The sequence below is a fragment of the Arthrobacter sp. EPSL27 genome (assembly GCF_001512305.1).
GTDB lineage: Bacteria > Actinomycetota > Actinomycetes > Actinomycetales > Micrococcaceae > Arthrobacter.
Genome location: NZ_LNUT01000005.1, coordinates 282,487 through 297,299, shown reverse-complemented (window position 1 = coordinate 297,299; position 14,813 = coordinate 282,487). Strand labels below are relative to the sequence as shown.

14 protein-coding genes and 1 tRNA gene are annotated in these 14,813 nt (G+C 65.6%); 1 reads left to right on the top strand and 14 read right to left on the bottom strand.

Features of this window, described 5'->3' with window-relative positions; all coding sequences use genetic code 11:
- Positions 1 to 107 precede the first annotated feature (107 nt).
- From AR539_RS12320 to typA, 10 genes are all read right to left on the bottom strand, one after another.
- A complete protein-coding gene (locus AR539_RS12320; RefSeq protein WP_066437257.1) occupies positions 108 to 398 on the bottom strand; it encodes a hypothetical protein in 291 nt (96 codons plus the stop codon).
- Positions 399 to 588: 190 nt separating this feature from the next.
- Entirely contained in the window at positions 589 to 1,161 is a 573-nt protein-coding gene (locus AR539_RS12315; RefSeq protein WP_066437254.1) for a hypothetical protein, read from the bottom strand.
- A gap of 237 nt (positions 1,162 to 1,398) precedes the next feature.
- A complete protein-coding gene (locus AR539_RS12310; protein WP_066437252.1) occupies positions 1,399 to 1,635 on the bottom strand; it encodes a hypothetical protein in 237 nt (78 codons plus the stop codon).
- Between the two features lie 131 nt (positions 1,636 to 1,766).
- A tRNA-Val gene (locus AR539_RS12305) sits at positions 1,767 to 1,842 on the bottom strand.
- 101 nt (positions 1,843 to 1,943) lie between these two features.
- The gene (locus tag AR539_RS12300; protein ID WP_066437250.1) at positions 1,944 to 2,837 is read right to left on the bottom strand and encodes an NAD-dependent protein deacetylase; all 894 of its coding nucleotides are present in this window, start codon (positions 2,835 to 2,837) and stop codon (positions 1,944 to 1,946) included.
- Between the two features lie 31 nt (positions 2,838 to 2,868).
- Positions 2,869 to 3,366 carry a peroxiredoxin gene (locus tag AR539_RS12295; RefSeq protein ID WP_066437238.1) on the bottom strand — a complete coding sequence of 166 codons (498 nt, stop codon included), beginning with the start codon at positions 3,364 to 3,366 and terminating at the stop codon, positions 2,869 to 2,871.
- Positions 3,363 to 3,782, bottom strand: coding sequence for a DUF3052 domain-containing protein (locus AR539_RS12290; RefSeq protein WP_066437226.1), 420 nt, complete (start codon positions 3,780 to 3,782; stop codon positions 3,363 to 3,365). The genes AR539_RS12295 and AR539_RS12290 overlap by 4 nt, the downstream gene beginning before the upstream one ends.
- 737 nt (positions 3,783 to 4,519) lie before the next feature.
- Positions 4,520 to 5,329 carry a type IV toxin-antitoxin system AbiEi family antitoxin domain-containing protein gene (locus AR539_RS12285; protein WP_066437223.1) on the bottom strand — a complete coding sequence of 270 codons (810 nt, stop codon included), beginning with the start codon at positions 5,327 to 5,329 and terminating at the stop codon, positions 4,520 to 4,522.
- 358 nt (positions 5,330 to 5,687) lie between these two features.
- A complete protein-coding gene (locus AR539_RS12280) occupies positions 5,688 to 6,065 on the bottom strand; it encodes a hypothetical protein (protein ID WP_157361005.1) in 378 nt (125 codons plus the stop codon).
- 33 nt (positions 6,066 to 6,098) lie between these two features.
- On the bottom strand, positions 6,099 to 8,027 hold the full coding sequence (typA, locus tag AR539_RS12275) for a translational GTPase TypA (RefSeq protein WP_066437212.1): 1,929 nt from the start codon (positions 8,025 to 8,027) through the stop codon (positions 6,099 to 6,101).
- Between the two features lie 267 nt (positions 8,028 to 8,294).
- On the opposite strand from typA, the gene AR539_RS12270 reads away from it, so the two are divergent.
- Positions 8,295 to 9,164, top strand: coding sequence for an SGNH/GDSL hydrolase family protein (locus AR539_RS12270; protein ID WP_066437210.1), 870 nt, complete (start codon positions 8,295 to 8,297; stop codon positions 9,162 to 9,164).
- A 133-nt stretch (positions 9,165 to 9,297) separates the two neighbouring features.
- Here the strand turns inward: AR539_RS12270 and AR539_RS12265 are convergent, their stop codons facing one another.
- The 4 genes from AR539_RS12265 to AR539_RS12250 all read right to left on the bottom strand — a co-directional run bounded on the left by AR539_RS12265 (position 9,298) and on the right by AR539_RS12250 (position 14,721).
- Positions 9,298 to 11,016: a dipeptide ABC transporter ATP-binding protein gene (locus tag AR539_RS12265; protein ID WP_066439939.1), complete on the bottom strand. Its 1,719-nt coding sequence runs from the start codon at positions 11,014 to 11,016 to the stop codon at positions 9,298 to 9,300.
- Between the two features lie 11 nt (positions 11,017 to 11,027).
- A complete protein-coding gene (locus AR539_RS12260; protein ID WP_066437208.1) occupies positions 11,028 to 11,978 on the bottom strand; it encodes an ABC transporter permease in 951 nt (316 codons plus the stop codon).
- Positions 11,968 to 12,897, bottom strand: a complete 930-nt coding sequence (locus AR539_RS12255) for an ABC transporter permease (RefSeq protein ID WP_066439941.1) — start codon at positions 12,895 to 12,897, stop codon at positions 11,968 to 11,970. Before AR539_RS12255 ends, AR539_RS12260 begins: the two co-directional genes overlap by 11 nt.
- Positions 12,898 to 13,035: 138 nt before the next feature.
- Positions 13,036 to 14,721, bottom strand: a complete 1,686-nt coding sequence (locus tag AR539_RS12250) for a peptide ABC transporter substrate-binding protein (protein WP_066437205.1) — start codon at positions 14,719 to 14,721, stop codon at positions 13,036 to 13,038.
- Positions 14,722 to 14,813: the final 92 nt, after the last annotated feature.

Sequence of the window (14,813 nt, the reverse complement as noted above, 5' to 3'; positions counted from 1 at the left end):
GCCTTCCACCGCGGCATCCCCCAATAGTCGCGGTGGAAGGCTTTTCCAATGCCCCGGCATTTTCGGGCCGCTGAGCGGGTCAGGTTTCGGTCGAACCGCCTGCCCCTCTACGCGGCGTCCGCCATGGCCTCCCTCAGCCGCCAGCCGCCACCGAGTCCGTCACGGATGATTTCCATGGTGGTGAGATGCGAACCCGAGTTGCGGCCCAGCCTCGCCTGCACCTGCCAGACCTCGACGTCGACGCGGCTCAGCCCCTTGGGCATCCGCCGCTCCGCCTCCCACCAACTCACTCGCTCAAACCAGCGGACCGGTTCAGCACTCACCGTCCATTCGCGGCCGCCGCGCACCACCGCTTGGGGCCTGCCATCCGGGCCCGATTTCACTATGACGTGTTCCATGCCAGCGACAGTATGTCGAGGCTCCGACAATCTTCGCGGCCTGGCACCGCCCCGTGGCGTCTTCCTCAGCGTCCATGCAGTGGACGACCGCCCTCGACAGTCAGCTGAGACTCCAGCGGCTGGTATCAGGCTGCGGTGTGGAGGTGTTGGGGGTGGAAGTAGTGGTTGCGGCGGGGTTTTTGGTGGGGGTCTAGCCGACAAGAGGAACTCTGCGGCCGAACTCCTCCAGCTGATGTTGTAGTGACCGCACCCGTCGAATTCTCCGCCGTACGGTGACCTCACCTGTTACCGCCAAGGCTGCATAGAAAAGCGCACTGACCCAGTAAAACCAGGCACCCGCCGGGTTGACGAGTGAATCATAGATGTTCAGGGCGATAAGACCAGCCGCCAAAATCGGTCCCAGCCAGCGGCCGGACACCATATCCCGCCGCCTCCTGCTAAGCGCAGGACCCCAGTCAGCAAAGAGGCTGGCGAGGGGAAGCACACCGGTGCGCAACGCAACGTCCAATACAGCGGTCTGCTCCTCGCTGAGGCTGTGGTCGTCCTTGAGTACAGCTTTCATGAGGAGCGGGGAAAGGAAAGTGGATACCGTAGTCCCCACGGCAAAGACCGCCCCCCATGGCCACAGGTGATCCTGGAATGACGTTCCAGGATTCCAGGCGACTTGAAGGGCCACCCAAATCTGGGCCGTCAATACGAGCTGGAGCACAATGCCTGCCCAGAAGGCCGGTCGGGCCAGCGTCCGGCTCAAAGTCATCTTCATCTGATCCGGACCCCCATCGGTCATCGACCGTGTCACCGTTCTTTGTCAGGACTCTACGCTGCCTCATCGACTAAAAACGCCGATATTCAGCGCTGTTGTTCCGGGTAATCAGAATGGCTTGCGCCTGGGCCCACCCTATGGTTGCAGGCAACTCCTCACCGGTAAAGCCCGGCCGCGGTACCGGTCACCGGACCCACGGCTGCCGTCGTAGCGGGTGTCGTCGCGTTAATCGAATCATCACGCCAGCCGGTGGTCCACGACGCTGAGTTTCGCAGCTGCGGTCCCTGCCTGCTTCCTGGTCCGGTCCACGGCACCAGCCCCCACCACCTGCAAGTGCTCCACAAACCGCGAGAGCTCCTCGACCTTGCCCGTGAAATCCGCCGGCTCCCGGAAGTCCCACATCCCGGAGTCCCCGGCCGGAACGTCGCTCCGGCCCGAGTCCTCAACGGTGATGAAATCCTGGGAGGCTTTCATGGAACCAGTCCATCAGAGACCACCGACATTAACGCTTGATCCGGGATCGGTGGAGGAGGCCCAAAACTTTTAGACCACACAAAAGAACCCCGCCAGTGCGGCCCTTCGGCCTGCCTTGACGGGGTTTCTCGTGGTGGGTCCTACCGGGATCGAACCGATGACATCCACGGTGTAAACGTGGCGCTCTACCAGCTGAGCTAAAGACCCAAACCGCTGTTTCTGCGCTTCCGCGCTTCAACCAACGAACAGTTACTGTACCGGATGAACAAGGCCCGGCGCCAATCGGCCGCGGGCCGCCCGGAAGCGTTTCACAGCGGCGGCAGCTCGGCAGCGAGCCAGGTGAGCGATTCGCTGACGCCGGCGTTGAGTTTGACGATGGCGAGGTCGTCCCCGCGGGTCTGGCCACGGTTAATAATGACCACCGGCTTTCCCTGCTTCGCGGCATGCCGGGCAAACCGCAGGCCGCTCATGACGGTCAGCGAGGACCCGGCCACCAAGAGTGCGGCGGCCTCGTCCACCATGGCGTAGGAACGCTCCACCCGGTCCTTGGGGACATTCTCGCCGAAGTAGACGAAGTCGGGTTTAAGCGTGCCGCCACAGGCCGGGCAGTGCGCCACGACGAAACTCTCGATCAGTTCCGCGTCCTCGACCGTGGCGTCCGCGTCCGGCGCCATTTCGACCGCTCCGGCGGCCAGGGCCTTGTCCAGGAACCCCGGGTTGAGCTCTTCCAGCACCCCTGCAAGCAGGGCCCGGCTGAAATGGCGGTGGCAGGCAAGGCAGACCACCTGGTCAAAGCGTCCATGCAGGTCAACGACGTTGACACTTCCGGCATCCTCGTGGAGTCGGTCCACGTTCTGGGTGATGAGGCCCGTGAGCAGCCCGCGGCGCTCCAGGCGGACGACGGCGGCATGGCCGTCATTGGGGTCCGCCCGCTTCAGGTGGGACCAGCCGATGTGGTTGCGCGCCCAGTAGCGCCGCCGGTTGTCCGCTGCGCCGATGAACTCCTGATACGTCATGGGCGCCCGCGGCGCAGCACCCGGCCCGCGGTAGTCCGGGATGCCGGAATCCGTACTGAGGCCGGCCCCCGTCAGCAGAGCGAAACGCTCCCCCGCGAGGATGCCGTGGATCTCCCGGAGGACTTCGAGTTCATCCCGGGCAGGTTCGCCCGCGGGGACCGGGGGCAGGCTGGCAAAGCCAGTCATGCCGGTCCCGGGCCGCCGCGTCCTCACCGCGTCAGCTCCTGCCGAGTCCCGCCAGGGCTGCGCGGTATCCGGTGAAGTCCCGGGCCTGGCCGCGGGGGTTCACCACCACGTACCGCACCACTCCATCGGCGTCGATGACAAAAGTTCCCCGCTTCGCCATGCCGCTTTCGGCGTCGAGGACCCCGTACTGCCCGGCGACGGCGCCATGCGGCCAGAAGTCGGCCAGCAGATCGAAGGAGTAGCCTTCCTTCTCGGCGTAGGCCCGCTGGGCGAACTTGCTGTCCACCGAAATGCCAAGCACGACGGCGTCCGCGTCCTCGAAGAGGGCCAGGTTGTCCCGGATTTCGCAGAGTTCCCCCGTACAGATGCCGGAGAAGGCGAACGGGAAGAACACCAGCACCACATTCCGGCCCCGCAGCTCCGAGAGCTTCACGGGCTCGCCGAACTGATTCAGGAGTTCAAAGTCGGGAGCCAAGTCGCCGACGGCGGGAACGGCGTCGATGTCGACGACCGTTGCCGCTTGGGTCACTTGTTCTTCCGCGTGACGAGGCGGGTGGCGCTCCAGTCCTTGGAGACGCCGGCAGACGTGGTGTAGTGCAGGCCGGCGGTGGGCGCAGCGTCCTGGATGTCAGCCGGGGAGACGTAGCCGACCCGGCCGGACTTCGGGGTGAGCACCCAGACGACGCCGCCCTCGGTCAGGGTGGTGCGCGAGCCGACCAGGTTGTCCACCAGGTCGCCGTCGTCGGAGCGCCACCAAAGAATCACTGCATCGACTACTTCGTGGTCGTCCTCATCGAAGAGTTCCGAGCCCGTGAGATCTTCAATGTCGTCACGCAAGTCGAAGTCGACATCGTCGTCATAGCCGAATTCCTGAATCAGGTCCCCGGCTTTGAAACCCAGTTTTTCCGCCACATTTACCGAAGTGGCGGCGTCGGCCTCGCTCACGTGTTGCTCCTATGCTTGGTGTTTTCAATAGCGCTAGTGATTTCCATTACTCCAAGCCAACACCCTTTGCGCCCGCGCTTCAAGCTGTTGGCCCCGCGATCCGCCATATTCTGCGTCACACGCCGCGATCCGGGCACCGCAGGGCGGCACGTCGTCACACAACCAGTATGCCGGTCAAATACGACAAGGCCCCCACACGACGGCTACGCATCCCTGAGCTGTCAGAGCTAGAGTGGCTGGTGACGACTACGCCCGCGAGGGCGAATACCCCGCTGACGAAGGCGGGATTAGTTGTGATTGGACCTTGCCCGGCGCACATGACCGGGCAGTAGTAACCGATACGTCGCACATGTCGCGTTCACGCCAGGCAGTTACCCTGCCGGAGCTGAGGGCGCCGATGAATGCGCTCAAAGAGAGGTTGGACGTGGCTGCAGGAGAAGAGACCTCCCATATCCTCAGCGGGTTGACTAACCAGCTGCCTGATCGTGATCCGGAAGAGACCGCCGAGTGGCTGGAGTCCCTGGATGCTTTGATTCTATAAGAGACACCCTCCCAGCGGACATGCCCTCCCCTGGCCCCTGCCCGTGGACATGACACCACTATGCGCATTCCTCGCGGCCACCGGTGGACATGCTCCCCGGTCACGGACGCCGTCCGCGGGACATGTCCAGTGGGGGCTGCGGCGGCCTGCACATGCTCCCCCGGCCCTCTGTGGCGCCCGGGGAGCATGTCCAGCCTTAGGCCGCAGCAGAGAGCGTGTTCAGGGTTTCGCGGACCATGGCGATGAACTCGTCCGGCCGGTTCAGGAGCAGCCCGTAGCTGACCACGAGCGTCGGGACGCCCAGCCGGGTGGTGACGTTCCACCGGCGCCGGTCTTCCTCGAAGCTGGTCCGGTCCATGTGGTACTTCGCGCCGTCGGTCTCAATGCCGAGCCTGCCGTCAACCATGAGATCGAGGTGTCCCATGCCGGGGATGTTGACTTGCGATTCCACATGGAACCCCGCCCGCCGCAGCCAGTACCGGGCCATGCACTCGATGATGGACTGCGACTGGGGAACGATGCTCTGCACCAGCCGTCGTTCCCTGGCATCGTTGCGGCCGGCCAGCCGGTGCCGCAGTTCCGAAAAAGTCACGCCCCTGGCAACGACGGCTGACTCCGCAATGACGAGGGCATCGAGTTCCGGCAGACACCGGAGGCTCTGCACGACCGTGTCCAGCAGGGTGGGCGGCGCTGCGGACCGGTGGCACACAAATCCTGGATAGTGCCTGCTGTGCGGGACCGCGACGTGAGGCAGCGGCGGAGGCTGGAGAACCCATAGGCCCCGGATCTGCGCCGCTGTGACGCAGGCCGGCTCGGCAGGCAGGGAGCGGATGGCGACGAGTCCGGCGTCGGCGTCCGGAAGCGCATAGACGCCCCGGGCCACGCGGGCGACGTCCCCGCGGGCCAGCGCTGACTTGAGCTGGAAATCCGAGACTCCCGCGGCAGCGAGATGTTTGGCGCGGGCGACGCCGTCGTATCTGGCAATCACTTCGATGACATTGACCATGCGGCCATCCTGCCCGCGGCACCTGCGGCCGGCACAGGGCCCGGCTCGGCTATGTGCAAAAGGCATGCCCGGTTTTGTGGCCAGCTCCGGGACATGTCCCTCCCTCGCTGAAATGAGCGCCTCCGCGGCAGCTCTGGGCATGTCCCGTGGCCGTGGCCGCGGATGGGCATCGCGCCATCATGGGCACCCGCTGCGTCCAAGAATGGGCATGTCCCCCGGGGTGGCCCTAGCCAGCCACTGGACATGTCCAGTCACCGTGGCCGCGGATGGGCATAGTGCCACCATGCGCACCCGCCGCGTCCAAAAATGGGCATGTCCCGCGGAGCGGACGGCGAAAAATGGGCATGTCCCCTGGGGGTTACGTCCGGGCCGGGCGGTAGCGGCGGCACCACACCAGCAGTACCAGCGTGACCACCGCGATGCCGTAGATCCAGACGGTCCCGGCCAGGTCGCCGACGATCAGGCGCTTGCCGTTCCCGAGGGCGGACCACCAGCCCGCCAGGGCGTAGCAGAGCATGCCGCAGACCGCCGTCGGCAGCACGGAACGGAACGCTGCGCCGAGCCACAGCTCGACGGCGGCCAGCAGCGCCAGGGCTGCGGCTGCGCCCCAGGGCACCTCGACGCCGGCAACCAGGAAGTCCTGCCCGTGCAGCATGGTGCCTGCCAGGGCAGCAAAAAGAGCTGCCGGTACGGCGGCGGCAATACCGCCTGCCGGACCGGCAGCTCTTCTCTTCACAAATAATCCGTTCGCAGCGCGGGGCGCCGGAAACTAGACCTTGGCGCGGGCGCGGTTGGCCTTGGCACGCTCGTTGGTGTCGAGGATGACCTTGCGGATGCGGATGGCGTCCGGGGTAACCTCAACGCACTCGTCTTCGCGGGCGAATTCGAGGGACTCTTCGAGGGTCAGGTCGCGCGGCGGCGTCAGGTTTTCGAAGGTGTCCGAGGAAGCGGCACGCATGTTGGTGAGCTTCTTTTCCTTGGTGATGTTGACGTCCATGTCGTCGGCGCGGGAGTTCTCGCCGACGATCATGCCCTCGTACACCTCGGAGGTCGGCTTCACGAAGAAGGAGCCGCGTTCCTGCAGGTTGATCATGGCGAACGGCGTCACAACACCGGCGCGGTCGGCGATCATCGAACCATTGGTGCGGTATTCGATGGGGCCGGCCCACGGCTCGTAGCCCTCGGAGATCGAGGCTGCGATGCCGGCGCCCCGGGTGTCGGTCAGGAACTTCGTGCGGAAACCGATCAGGCCACGGGCCGGAACGATGAACTCCATGCGGCACCAGCCGGTGCCGTGGTTCGCCATGTTGGTCATGCGGCCCTTGCGGGCAGCCATGAGCTGCGTGACGGCGCCGAGGTACTCTTCCGGCACGTCGATGGTCATGTGCTCCATCGGCTCGTGGACCTTGCCGTCGATGGTCTTGGTGACAACCTGCGGCTTGCCGACGGTCAGTTCGAAGCCTTCGCGGCGCATCTGCTCAACCAGGATGGCCAGCGCGAGCTCGCCACGGCCCTGGACTTCCCAGGCGTCAGGGCGCTCGGTGGGGAGAACCTTGATGGAGACGTTACCGATCAGTTCCTTGTCCAGACGGTCCTTGACCTGGCGGGCGGTGACCTTCGCGCCCTTGACCTTGCCGGCCAGCGGCGAGGTGTTGATACCGATGGTCATGGAGATCGCGGGATCGTCCACGGTGATCAGCGGCAGCGGCTGCGGGTTCTCGGCGTCGGTCAGGGTCTCACCGATGGTGATTTCCTCGATGCCGGCGACGGCGACGATCTCGCCCGGGCCTGCGGACTCGGCCGGAACGCGGTCCAGCGCCTTGGTGGCCAGCAGTTCGGTGATCTTGACGTTCTTCAGCTCGCCGTTGGCGCGGGCCCAGGCAACGGTCTGGCCCTTGCGCAGGGTGCCGTTGTAGATGCGCAGCAGCGCCAGGCGGCCGAGGAACGGGGAGGCGTCCAGGTTGGTGACGTGCGCCTGCAGGACACCTTCCGGGTTGTAGGTGGGCGCCGGGATGTGCTCGATGATGGCCTGGAACAGCGGCTCCAGGTCCTCGTTCTCCGGGGCGGTGCCGTCTGCGGGCTGCTCGAGGGAGGCGCGGCCGACCTTGGCGGCGGCGTAGACGACGGGGACGTTGAGGATCTTGTCCAGGTCGAGGTCCGGAACTTCGTCGGCGAGGTCGGAGGCCAGGCCCAGGAGCAGGTCCATGGACTCGTGCACAACTTCTTCGATCCGGGCGTCGGGACGGTCGGTCTTGTTGACCAGGAGGATCACCGGCAGGTGGGCCGCGAGGGCCTTGCGGAGGACGAAGCGGGTCTGGGGCAGCGGGCCCTCAGAGGCGTCAACGAGGAGGACGACGCCGTCAACCATGGACAGGCCGCGCTCCACCTCGCCGCCGAAGTCGGCGTGGCCGGGGGTGTCGATGACGTTGATGGTGATGGTCTCGCCGTTGGAGGACGGTCCGTTGTAGGCCACGGTGGTGTTCTTGGCCAGGATGGTGATGCCCTTTTCACGCTCGAGGTCACCGGAGTCCATGACGCGGTCTTCGAGGTGGTTGTGCTCGGCAAAGGAGTTGGTCTGCTTGAGCATGGCGTCGACCAGAGTGGTCTTGCCGTGGTCAACGTGGGCCACGATCGCGACGTTGCGCAGGTCACTGCGCGATGCAGTGGCTACCGCAGTGTTGGTGGTGGTTTCAGACATGCGTTATTGCTCGATTCAGTGGTGAAGTCAGCTGTTGTATCGCGACATTCTCAACCGGAACGCACGACGGATACGCCCCTTTGGCACAGGGCACCTTCATCCATTCTAAACGCTAGGGCTTTTGTTGGCCTAAAAACGGCTTTCCCGGCGGTCCGGCCCCGACCGTCAGCGCGGGAGTTCAGCGCCGAAATTGTGAGTAAAATCACTGGATTTTCCGGCGCCCATGCACCATCATTGCTCTGACAGCAAGCCAGCACGGAGACATCAATGCGCAATGCCACGGCACTGTTCCGCTGGGCCGCACCGATGATTGCCGTAGGCATCCTGGTTGGCGGCTGCGGACAGCTCCCCATCACCCGCACGGCCGACGGCGGCGTGCCCCCGGCGGGCGGGCTTCACGGCCAGGCTGTGCCCGCGCCCGCAGGGGCCCCCGGCGAGCCAATGGCCGCCGGCCCGGCAGGCAGCGGAAGGCTGCCCCTGCCGGCCGCGCCGGAAACCATGCCGGCAGGCACCGTCATCCGGAATCCCGCCAACGGCCGCAAGGAGGTGGTGGTGCAGGACATTGCCAGGACCGCGGTGCTGATCGGCGACTCCCAGTCCGAGCCGCATGACTCCTGGCCCCGCCGGGCCTTGGCGGGCCTGGGCTACGACGTCCACTTCTGCGGCCGGGGCGGCACCGGGTTCGTCGCATCCAACGGCAGGACCGGCAACTACATCGATGCCCTGCAGCGCGGCGACTGGCTGCTCCCCTACGGCGCGCCGCCCCTGGTCGTTATTGAAGGCGGCGGCAACGACGCCTCCCGCGGTGCCACGGACCAGCAGATCACGGCCAACGCCGAACGCCTGATTGCCAGCGTCCGGCAGCGCTACCCCGGGGCCAGGCTGGCCATGGTGGGGACCCTGGCCCGCGGCGCAACCAACGGCGGCGGGCGCCGCACCGAGGTGGATGCGCTGCTGGGCACGGTGGCGGCCCGGCATTCCATAGCCTTTGTGAGCGTCGGGGACTGGCTGACGCGCTACAACCTCTCCGGCTTCATGGCCGACGGCGTCCACATGGGTCCAGAGGGCCACGCGGCGCTGGGTTCCCTGCTGGGCCGCCGTCTGGACGAGCTCGGCTTCCGGTCCGCTGCCCGCTAGGGCCCGCACCACACCCAACCGGGCTTAACGACAGGAGCCGGTGCCCGCCCCCAAGGGCGGACACCGGCTCCTGCGCTGTCAGGCACCTGTCAGCAGGCGCCTGTTAACAAGCACTGGTGCGCAACAGCGCCGGTCAGGCGACTTCCGGAGGGAGCATCAGGCGTGCACCCGGGATCGCGTTGAGCAGCGCCTTGGTGTAGTCCCGCTGCGGGGCCTCGAAGACGTCGTCGGTTGAACCGGTCTCCACCAGCTTGCCCTTTTCCATGACGCACACGTGGTCGGCGATCTGCCGCACCACCGCGAGGTCATGGGTGATGAACAGGTAGGTCAGGCCCAGCCGGGACTGCAGCTCGGCCAGCAGGTTCAGCACCTGTGCCTGCACCAGAACGTCCAGCGCGGACACGGCCTCGTCGCAGATGATCACCTCGGGGTCGAGTGCCAGGGCACGTGCGATCGCCACGCGCTGGCGCTGCCCGCCCGAGAGTTCATTGGGGTACCGCTGCATGGTGGACTGCGGCAGGGACACCTGGTCCAGCAGCTCGCGGACCTTCTTCTCTCGGCTGGCCTTGTCGCCGATCTTGTGGACGCGCAACGGCTCCTCGATGGTCCGGTAGATGTTGTACATCGGGTCGAGGGAACCGTAGGGATCCTGGAAGATCGGCTGCACCCGGCGGCGGAACGCGAAGATCTCCTTGGTGTTCAGCGCCGAGGTGTCCACGCCGTCGAAGATGATCTTGCCGGAGGTCGGCTCCAGCAGGTTCAGCACCATCTGCGCCACGGTGGACTTGCCGGAACCGGACTCGCCCACAATCGCCGTCGTGGTTCCGCGCTTGACGTTAAAGGAGACGTCGTCGACGGCGGTGAAGTCGGTGGACTTCCCGAACCCGGCGCGCATTTTGAAGACCTTGCGCAGGTTCTGGATCTGCAGCACGTCTTCGGTCAGGGCCGGTTTCACCGCAGCGGAACCGCGGGGCGCCAGCACCTCCTCCGTCGAAACACCGAGCTCCTTGGCCACCTGGATGCGCCGTGACGCCAGCGACGGCGCCGAGGCCACCAGCCGCTGCGTGTAGGGGTGCTGCGGGTTCTGCAGCAGCTCCAGCGACGGACCGGCTTCGACGACGTTGCCGCGGTACATGACCACAACCTTGTCGGCACGCTCGGCGGCGAGGCCGAGGTCGTGGGTGATGAGCAGCACCGAGGTGCCCAGCTCGTCAGTCATCTTTTCAAGGTGGTCCAGGATCTGGCGCTGCACTGTGACGTCCAGGGCCGACGTCGGCTCATCGGCGATGAGCAGGCGCGGCTGGCAGGACAAGCCAATGGCGATCAGGGCGCGCTGGCGCATGCCGCCGGAGAACTCGTGCGGGTACTGCTTGGCACGCCGGCCGGCGTCCGGCAGCCCGGCCTGCGCCAGGACCTTGGCGACGTCGTCCGGGCCGCTGGGGCGGCCGTTGGCCTTCAGCGTCTCCTTGACCTGGTCGCCGATCTTCCAGACGGGGTTCAGGTTGGACATCGGGTCCTGCGGGACCATGCCGATGATGTTGCCGCGCAGTTCGATCATGCGCTTCTCGGACGCGTGCGCGATGTCTTCGCCGTCGAGCAGGATCTGCCCGCCGGCCACGCGGCCGTTGCCGGGCAGCAGGCCGATGGCGGCAAGCGCCGTCGTCGACTTGCCGGAACCGGACTCGCCCACAATGGCCACCGTCTCGCCGGGCATGATGGTCAGGTGTGCGTTCCGCACGGCCTGGACCTCGCCGCTGCCGGTCTTGAAGGAGATCGCAAGATCGCGGATTTCCAGCAGGGGCCGGCCGGCCTGGATCCCGGCCTCCTCAATCGTGACGTCGGAAGTTGTCATGTTTGCCTCCTTCATCGCTGACGGCTCTTCGGGTCGAGCGCATCGCGCAGGGCGTCGCCCAGCATGATGAAGCTCAGCACGGTGATGGACAGGGCCGTTGCCGGGTAGAGCAGCACAGCCGGGTTGGTGCGGATGGACGCCTGCGCGGCGGAGATGTCATTGCCCCAGGACATCACGGAGCCGGGCATGCCGATTCCGAGGAACGAGAGCGTGGCTTCGGCCACGATGAACACACCGAGTTCCATGGTGGCGAGCACGATGATCGGGGCCAGCGCGTTCGGCAGCACGTGGCTGACGAGGGACCCGATGCGGGAGACACCGAGGGAACGCGCGGCCGTCACGAAGTCGGCGTTGCGCACCTCGATGACGGCGCCGCGGGTGATGCGGGCCATCTGCGGCCAGCCGAGCACCACCAGCACCAGCACCACTGTTCCCACGCCCCTGTTTTCCCGCATAAGCGGCAGCTGGGTGAGGACCAGGGCGCCGAGGACGATCGGCAGGGCGAAGAAGATGTCGCCGAGGCGGGCGATCACGGTATCCACCCAGCCGCCGAAGAAACCGGCGAGGGCGCCGAGGGTGACGCCGATGATCAGCACGGAGATCACGGAGAACACACCCACCATGAGGGAGGCCTGCGTGCCGTGGATGATGCGCGAGTAGATGTCGCAGCCCTGGAAGGTGAACCCGAGCGGGTGTCCCTCTGTGGGTGCGCCGTTGGAGTTTGCCAGTTCGCAGCCGTTGTCCGGGGCGACCTGGGTAAACAGCCCGGGGAAGACCGCCACCACGATGATCAGCGTGATCATGATCGCGGAGATGATGAACAGCGGACGACGGCGGAGCTTGCGCCAGGCGTCGGCCCAGAGGCTCAGCGGGGCGTCGTCGACCTTGACAGCATCCGTTGCCAGCAGAGGGGTCTCCTCCACCGGGGCAACGTAGTGCTCGGATGTGCGGTTAGTTTTCATAGCGGATCCTCGGGTCAAGCCAGGCGTACAGCAGATCGACCAACAGGTTGGCGAGCACGAAGACCAGCACCAGGACGCTCACAATGGCGACGACGGTGGGGCCTTCACTTCGGAGAATGGCCTGGTACAGCTTCTGGCCAACGCCGGGGACATTGAAGATGGCCTCGGTGACGATCGCGCCGCCCATCAGGGCACCCAGGCTCGCGCCGAGGTACGTGATGACGGGGATCAGCGAGTTGCGCAGGACGTGGGTCATGACCACCTGGCGGCGGGCCAGGCCCTTGGCGGTGGCGGTGCGGACGTAGTCGGCGTTCATGTTCTCGATGACGGACGCACGGGTCAGGCGCAGCACATAGGCGAAGGACACCAGGCCGAGGACCACGGCGGGCAGGAGCAGGCTCCCCCACGTGACGTTGGACCCGACCGTGGGTTTGGCCCACCCCAGCTGGACCCCGATCAGCAGCTGCAGCGCGAAGCCGAGCACGAAGGTGGGGATGGCGATGACGACGAGCGAGAGCACGAGGACCGTGCTGTCGAAGAAGCCGCCCTTGCGCAGACCGGCGACCAGGCCGAAGGCGATGCCGAACACGCCCTGGATGATGAGGGCCTCGATGGCGAGCATGGCCGTGACGGGGAAGACCCGGGCCAGGGTGTCGGCGATGGGCTGGCCGGTGAAGTCGACGCCGAGGTTAAAGGTGAAGAGGTTCTTCAGGAACAGCCCGTACTGGACCCAGAAGGGTTCGTCCAGGTTGTACTGCTGGCGCAGCTGGGCGATGACCGCCTCGCTCGGCGGGCGGTCGCCGAAGAGCGCGCGGATGGGGTCGCCGGGTAGGGCAAAGACCATGAAGTAGACGAGCAGGGTGGTTCCGAGGAAGACCGGAATGACCTGCAACAGGCGCCGGAGGACGAACTGGATCACAGCAGCTCCTCCGGTGAAGTGGTGGAACGAAGGGGAATCATGGGACAGCTTCCTGCCGGTTTCAAGCATATGGGGGTCCGGCAAGGCCGGACCCCCAAGCTTTAGTGATGTGGAAAAGAGTTCCGCAGAACTCCGGAACTACTTGGCCGTGATGGCCCAGTACTGCAGAACGCCGTTCCAGCCGGAGTCAACGTTGCTGACATTCTGGCTCCAGACAGCCTGGCGTGCGGAGTACCACAGCGGCAGGTTGGGGAGGTCCTTGAAGAGGATCTCCTGGGCCTGGGTGAACTTGGCGTTGGCGTCGTCCGTGGACTTGGCGCCGAGGCCCTCGGTGAGGAGCTTGTCGAACTCGGGGTTCGAGTAGCCCTCGTAGTTGGCGCTGGCGCCGGTCTTCAGGAGCGGGCCGAGGAAGTTGTACAGCGACGGGTAGTCTGCCTGCCAGCCTGCACGGGTCAGGCCCGGCAGTTCCTTGGCGGTGCGCAGCTTCAGGATTTCAGCGAACTTGGCGAACGGCTGGCCTTCGGCCTTGATTCCCAGGTTGTTCTTGAAGTTGTTGGCAACGGCGTCGATCCATTCCTTGTTGCCGCCGTCGGTGTTGTACGCAAGCTCGAGGGTCTTGTCGGCAGGCCAGGGGCTGATTGCGTCAGCCTTGGTCCAGAGTTCCTTCGCCTTGGCGGCGTCGAACTTCAGGACCTCGGAACCGGCAACGTTCTCGTTGTAGCCGTCAACAGCCGGGGAGGTGAAGTCCTTGGCCGGGATGCGGGTGCCGGAGAAGATGACCTTGGTGATCTCGTCGCGGTTGATGGCCATGGAGAGGGCCTGGCGGCGCAGCTGGCCTGCTTCGCCCTGGAACTCGGGCAGGTAGCCCGGGATGTTCAGGGTGGAGTTGCCGGCGTACGGCTTGTTCAGGTTGTTCTCCGGGAAGTCCATGGTGTAGGTCTTCAGGGCGTTGGTCGGCAGCACGTCGGTGACGTCCAGGTTGTTGGCCTGGATGTCCGTGTAGGCCGGGGCCGGGTCGGTGTAGAACTTGAAGGTCACGCCGCCGTTCTTGGCTTCGCGGGCACCCTTGTAGTCCGGGTTCTTGACCAGGGCGATCTGGCTGTCGTGCTGCCAGGCGCCTTCCTTCTCCATCTTGTACGGACCGTTGCCCACCGGGTTCTCGCCGTACTTCTTCGGGTCCTTGATGGCCTCTGCCGGCAGCGGCATGAAGGCCGAGTAGCCCAGGCGCAGCGGCCAGTCGGCTTCCGGCTGGCTCAGCTTGACGGTGATCGTGGAATCGTCCACGAGCGTCAGGCCGGAAAGCGTCTCGGCGGTGGGTGCGGGGACCTCGGTTTCCTTACCGTCCGCACCTGCCTGCTTCTGCGTGGCGCTGACGGCGTCGTAGCCCTCAACAGACTCAAAGAAGCTGCTGTTGCCCTGCGCGTTGGTGCTCAGCGCGGCAAAGTTCCAGGCGTCAACGAAGCTCTTGGCGGTGACTTCCTCGCCGTTGGTGAACTTGGTGCCCTTCTTGACCTTGATGGTGTAGTTCTGGCCGTCCGGGGACTCGATGGACTCTGCCAGCGCGTTCACCGACTTGCCGCTGGGGTCGTAGCTGGTGAGGCCCTCGAAGAGCAGTTCGACGACGCGGCCGCCGTAAACTTCGCCGGTGTTGGCGGGCATCAGGGGGTTCTGCGGTTCATTGCTGTACGCAGTGATGATCTTGTTGGGATCGCCGGCAGCCTGGCTGGCACCGTTTGAGGTGCCGCCTCCGGCACCGCATCCGGTCAGGGCGAGGGCGGCGATGGCCACCATGCCCAGAGCTTTGGAAGTGCGCGAAAAACGCATTCCGCCTCCTATGAGTTGTGGGAGTTCGTGAGGGAAAAACGTGTGTTTCCCCGCAGGCAGGCACAGGGGTATCCCCTGTGACGTGGCCTACA

What these genes read in the sequence shown, in the direction of transcription:
- AR539_RS12320 (WP_066437257.1), bottom strand. Translation starts at nt 398, where the DNA reads ATGGAACACGTCATAGTGAAATCGGGCCCGGATGGCAGGCCCCAAGCG.
- AR539_RS12315 (WP_066437254.1), bottom strand. Translation starts at nt 1,161, where the DNA reads ATGAAGATGACTTTGAGCCGGACGCTGGCCCGACCGGCCTTCTGGGCA.
- AR539_RS12310 (WP_066437252.1), bottom strand. Translation starts at nt 1,635, where the DNA reads ATGAAAGCCTCCCAGGATTTCATCACCGTTGAGGACTCGGGCCGGAGC.
- AR539_RS12300 (WP_066437250.1), bottom strand. Translation starts at nt 2,837, where the DNA reads ATGACTGGCTTTGCCAGCCTGCCCCCGGTCCCCGCGGGCGAACCTGCC.
- AR539_RS12285 (WP_066437223.1), bottom strand. Translation starts at nt 5,329, where the DNA reads ATGGTCAATGTCATCGAAGTGATTGCCAGATACGACGGCGTCGCCCGC.
- typA (WP_066437212.1), bottom strand. Translation starts at nt 8,027, where the DNA reads ATGTCTGAAACCACCACCAACACTGCGGTAGCCACTGCATCGCGCAGT.
- AR539_RS12270 (WP_066437210.1), top strand. Translation starts at nt 8,295, where the DNA reads ATGCGCAATGCCACGGCACTGTTCCGCTGGGCCGCACCGATGATTGCC.
- AR539_RS12265 (WP_066439939.1), bottom strand. Translation starts at nt 11,016, where the DNA reads ATGACAACTTCCGACGTCACGATTGAGGAGGCCGGGATCCAGGCCGGC.
- AR539_RS12260 (WP_066437208.1), bottom strand. Translation starts at nt 11,978, where the DNA reads ATGAAAACTAACCGCACATCCGAGCACTACGTTGCCCCGGTGGAGGAG.
- AR539_RS12250 (WP_066437205.1), bottom strand. Translation starts at nt 14,721, where the DNA reads ATGCGTTTTTCGCGCACTTCCAAAGCTCTGGGCATGGTGGCCATCGCC.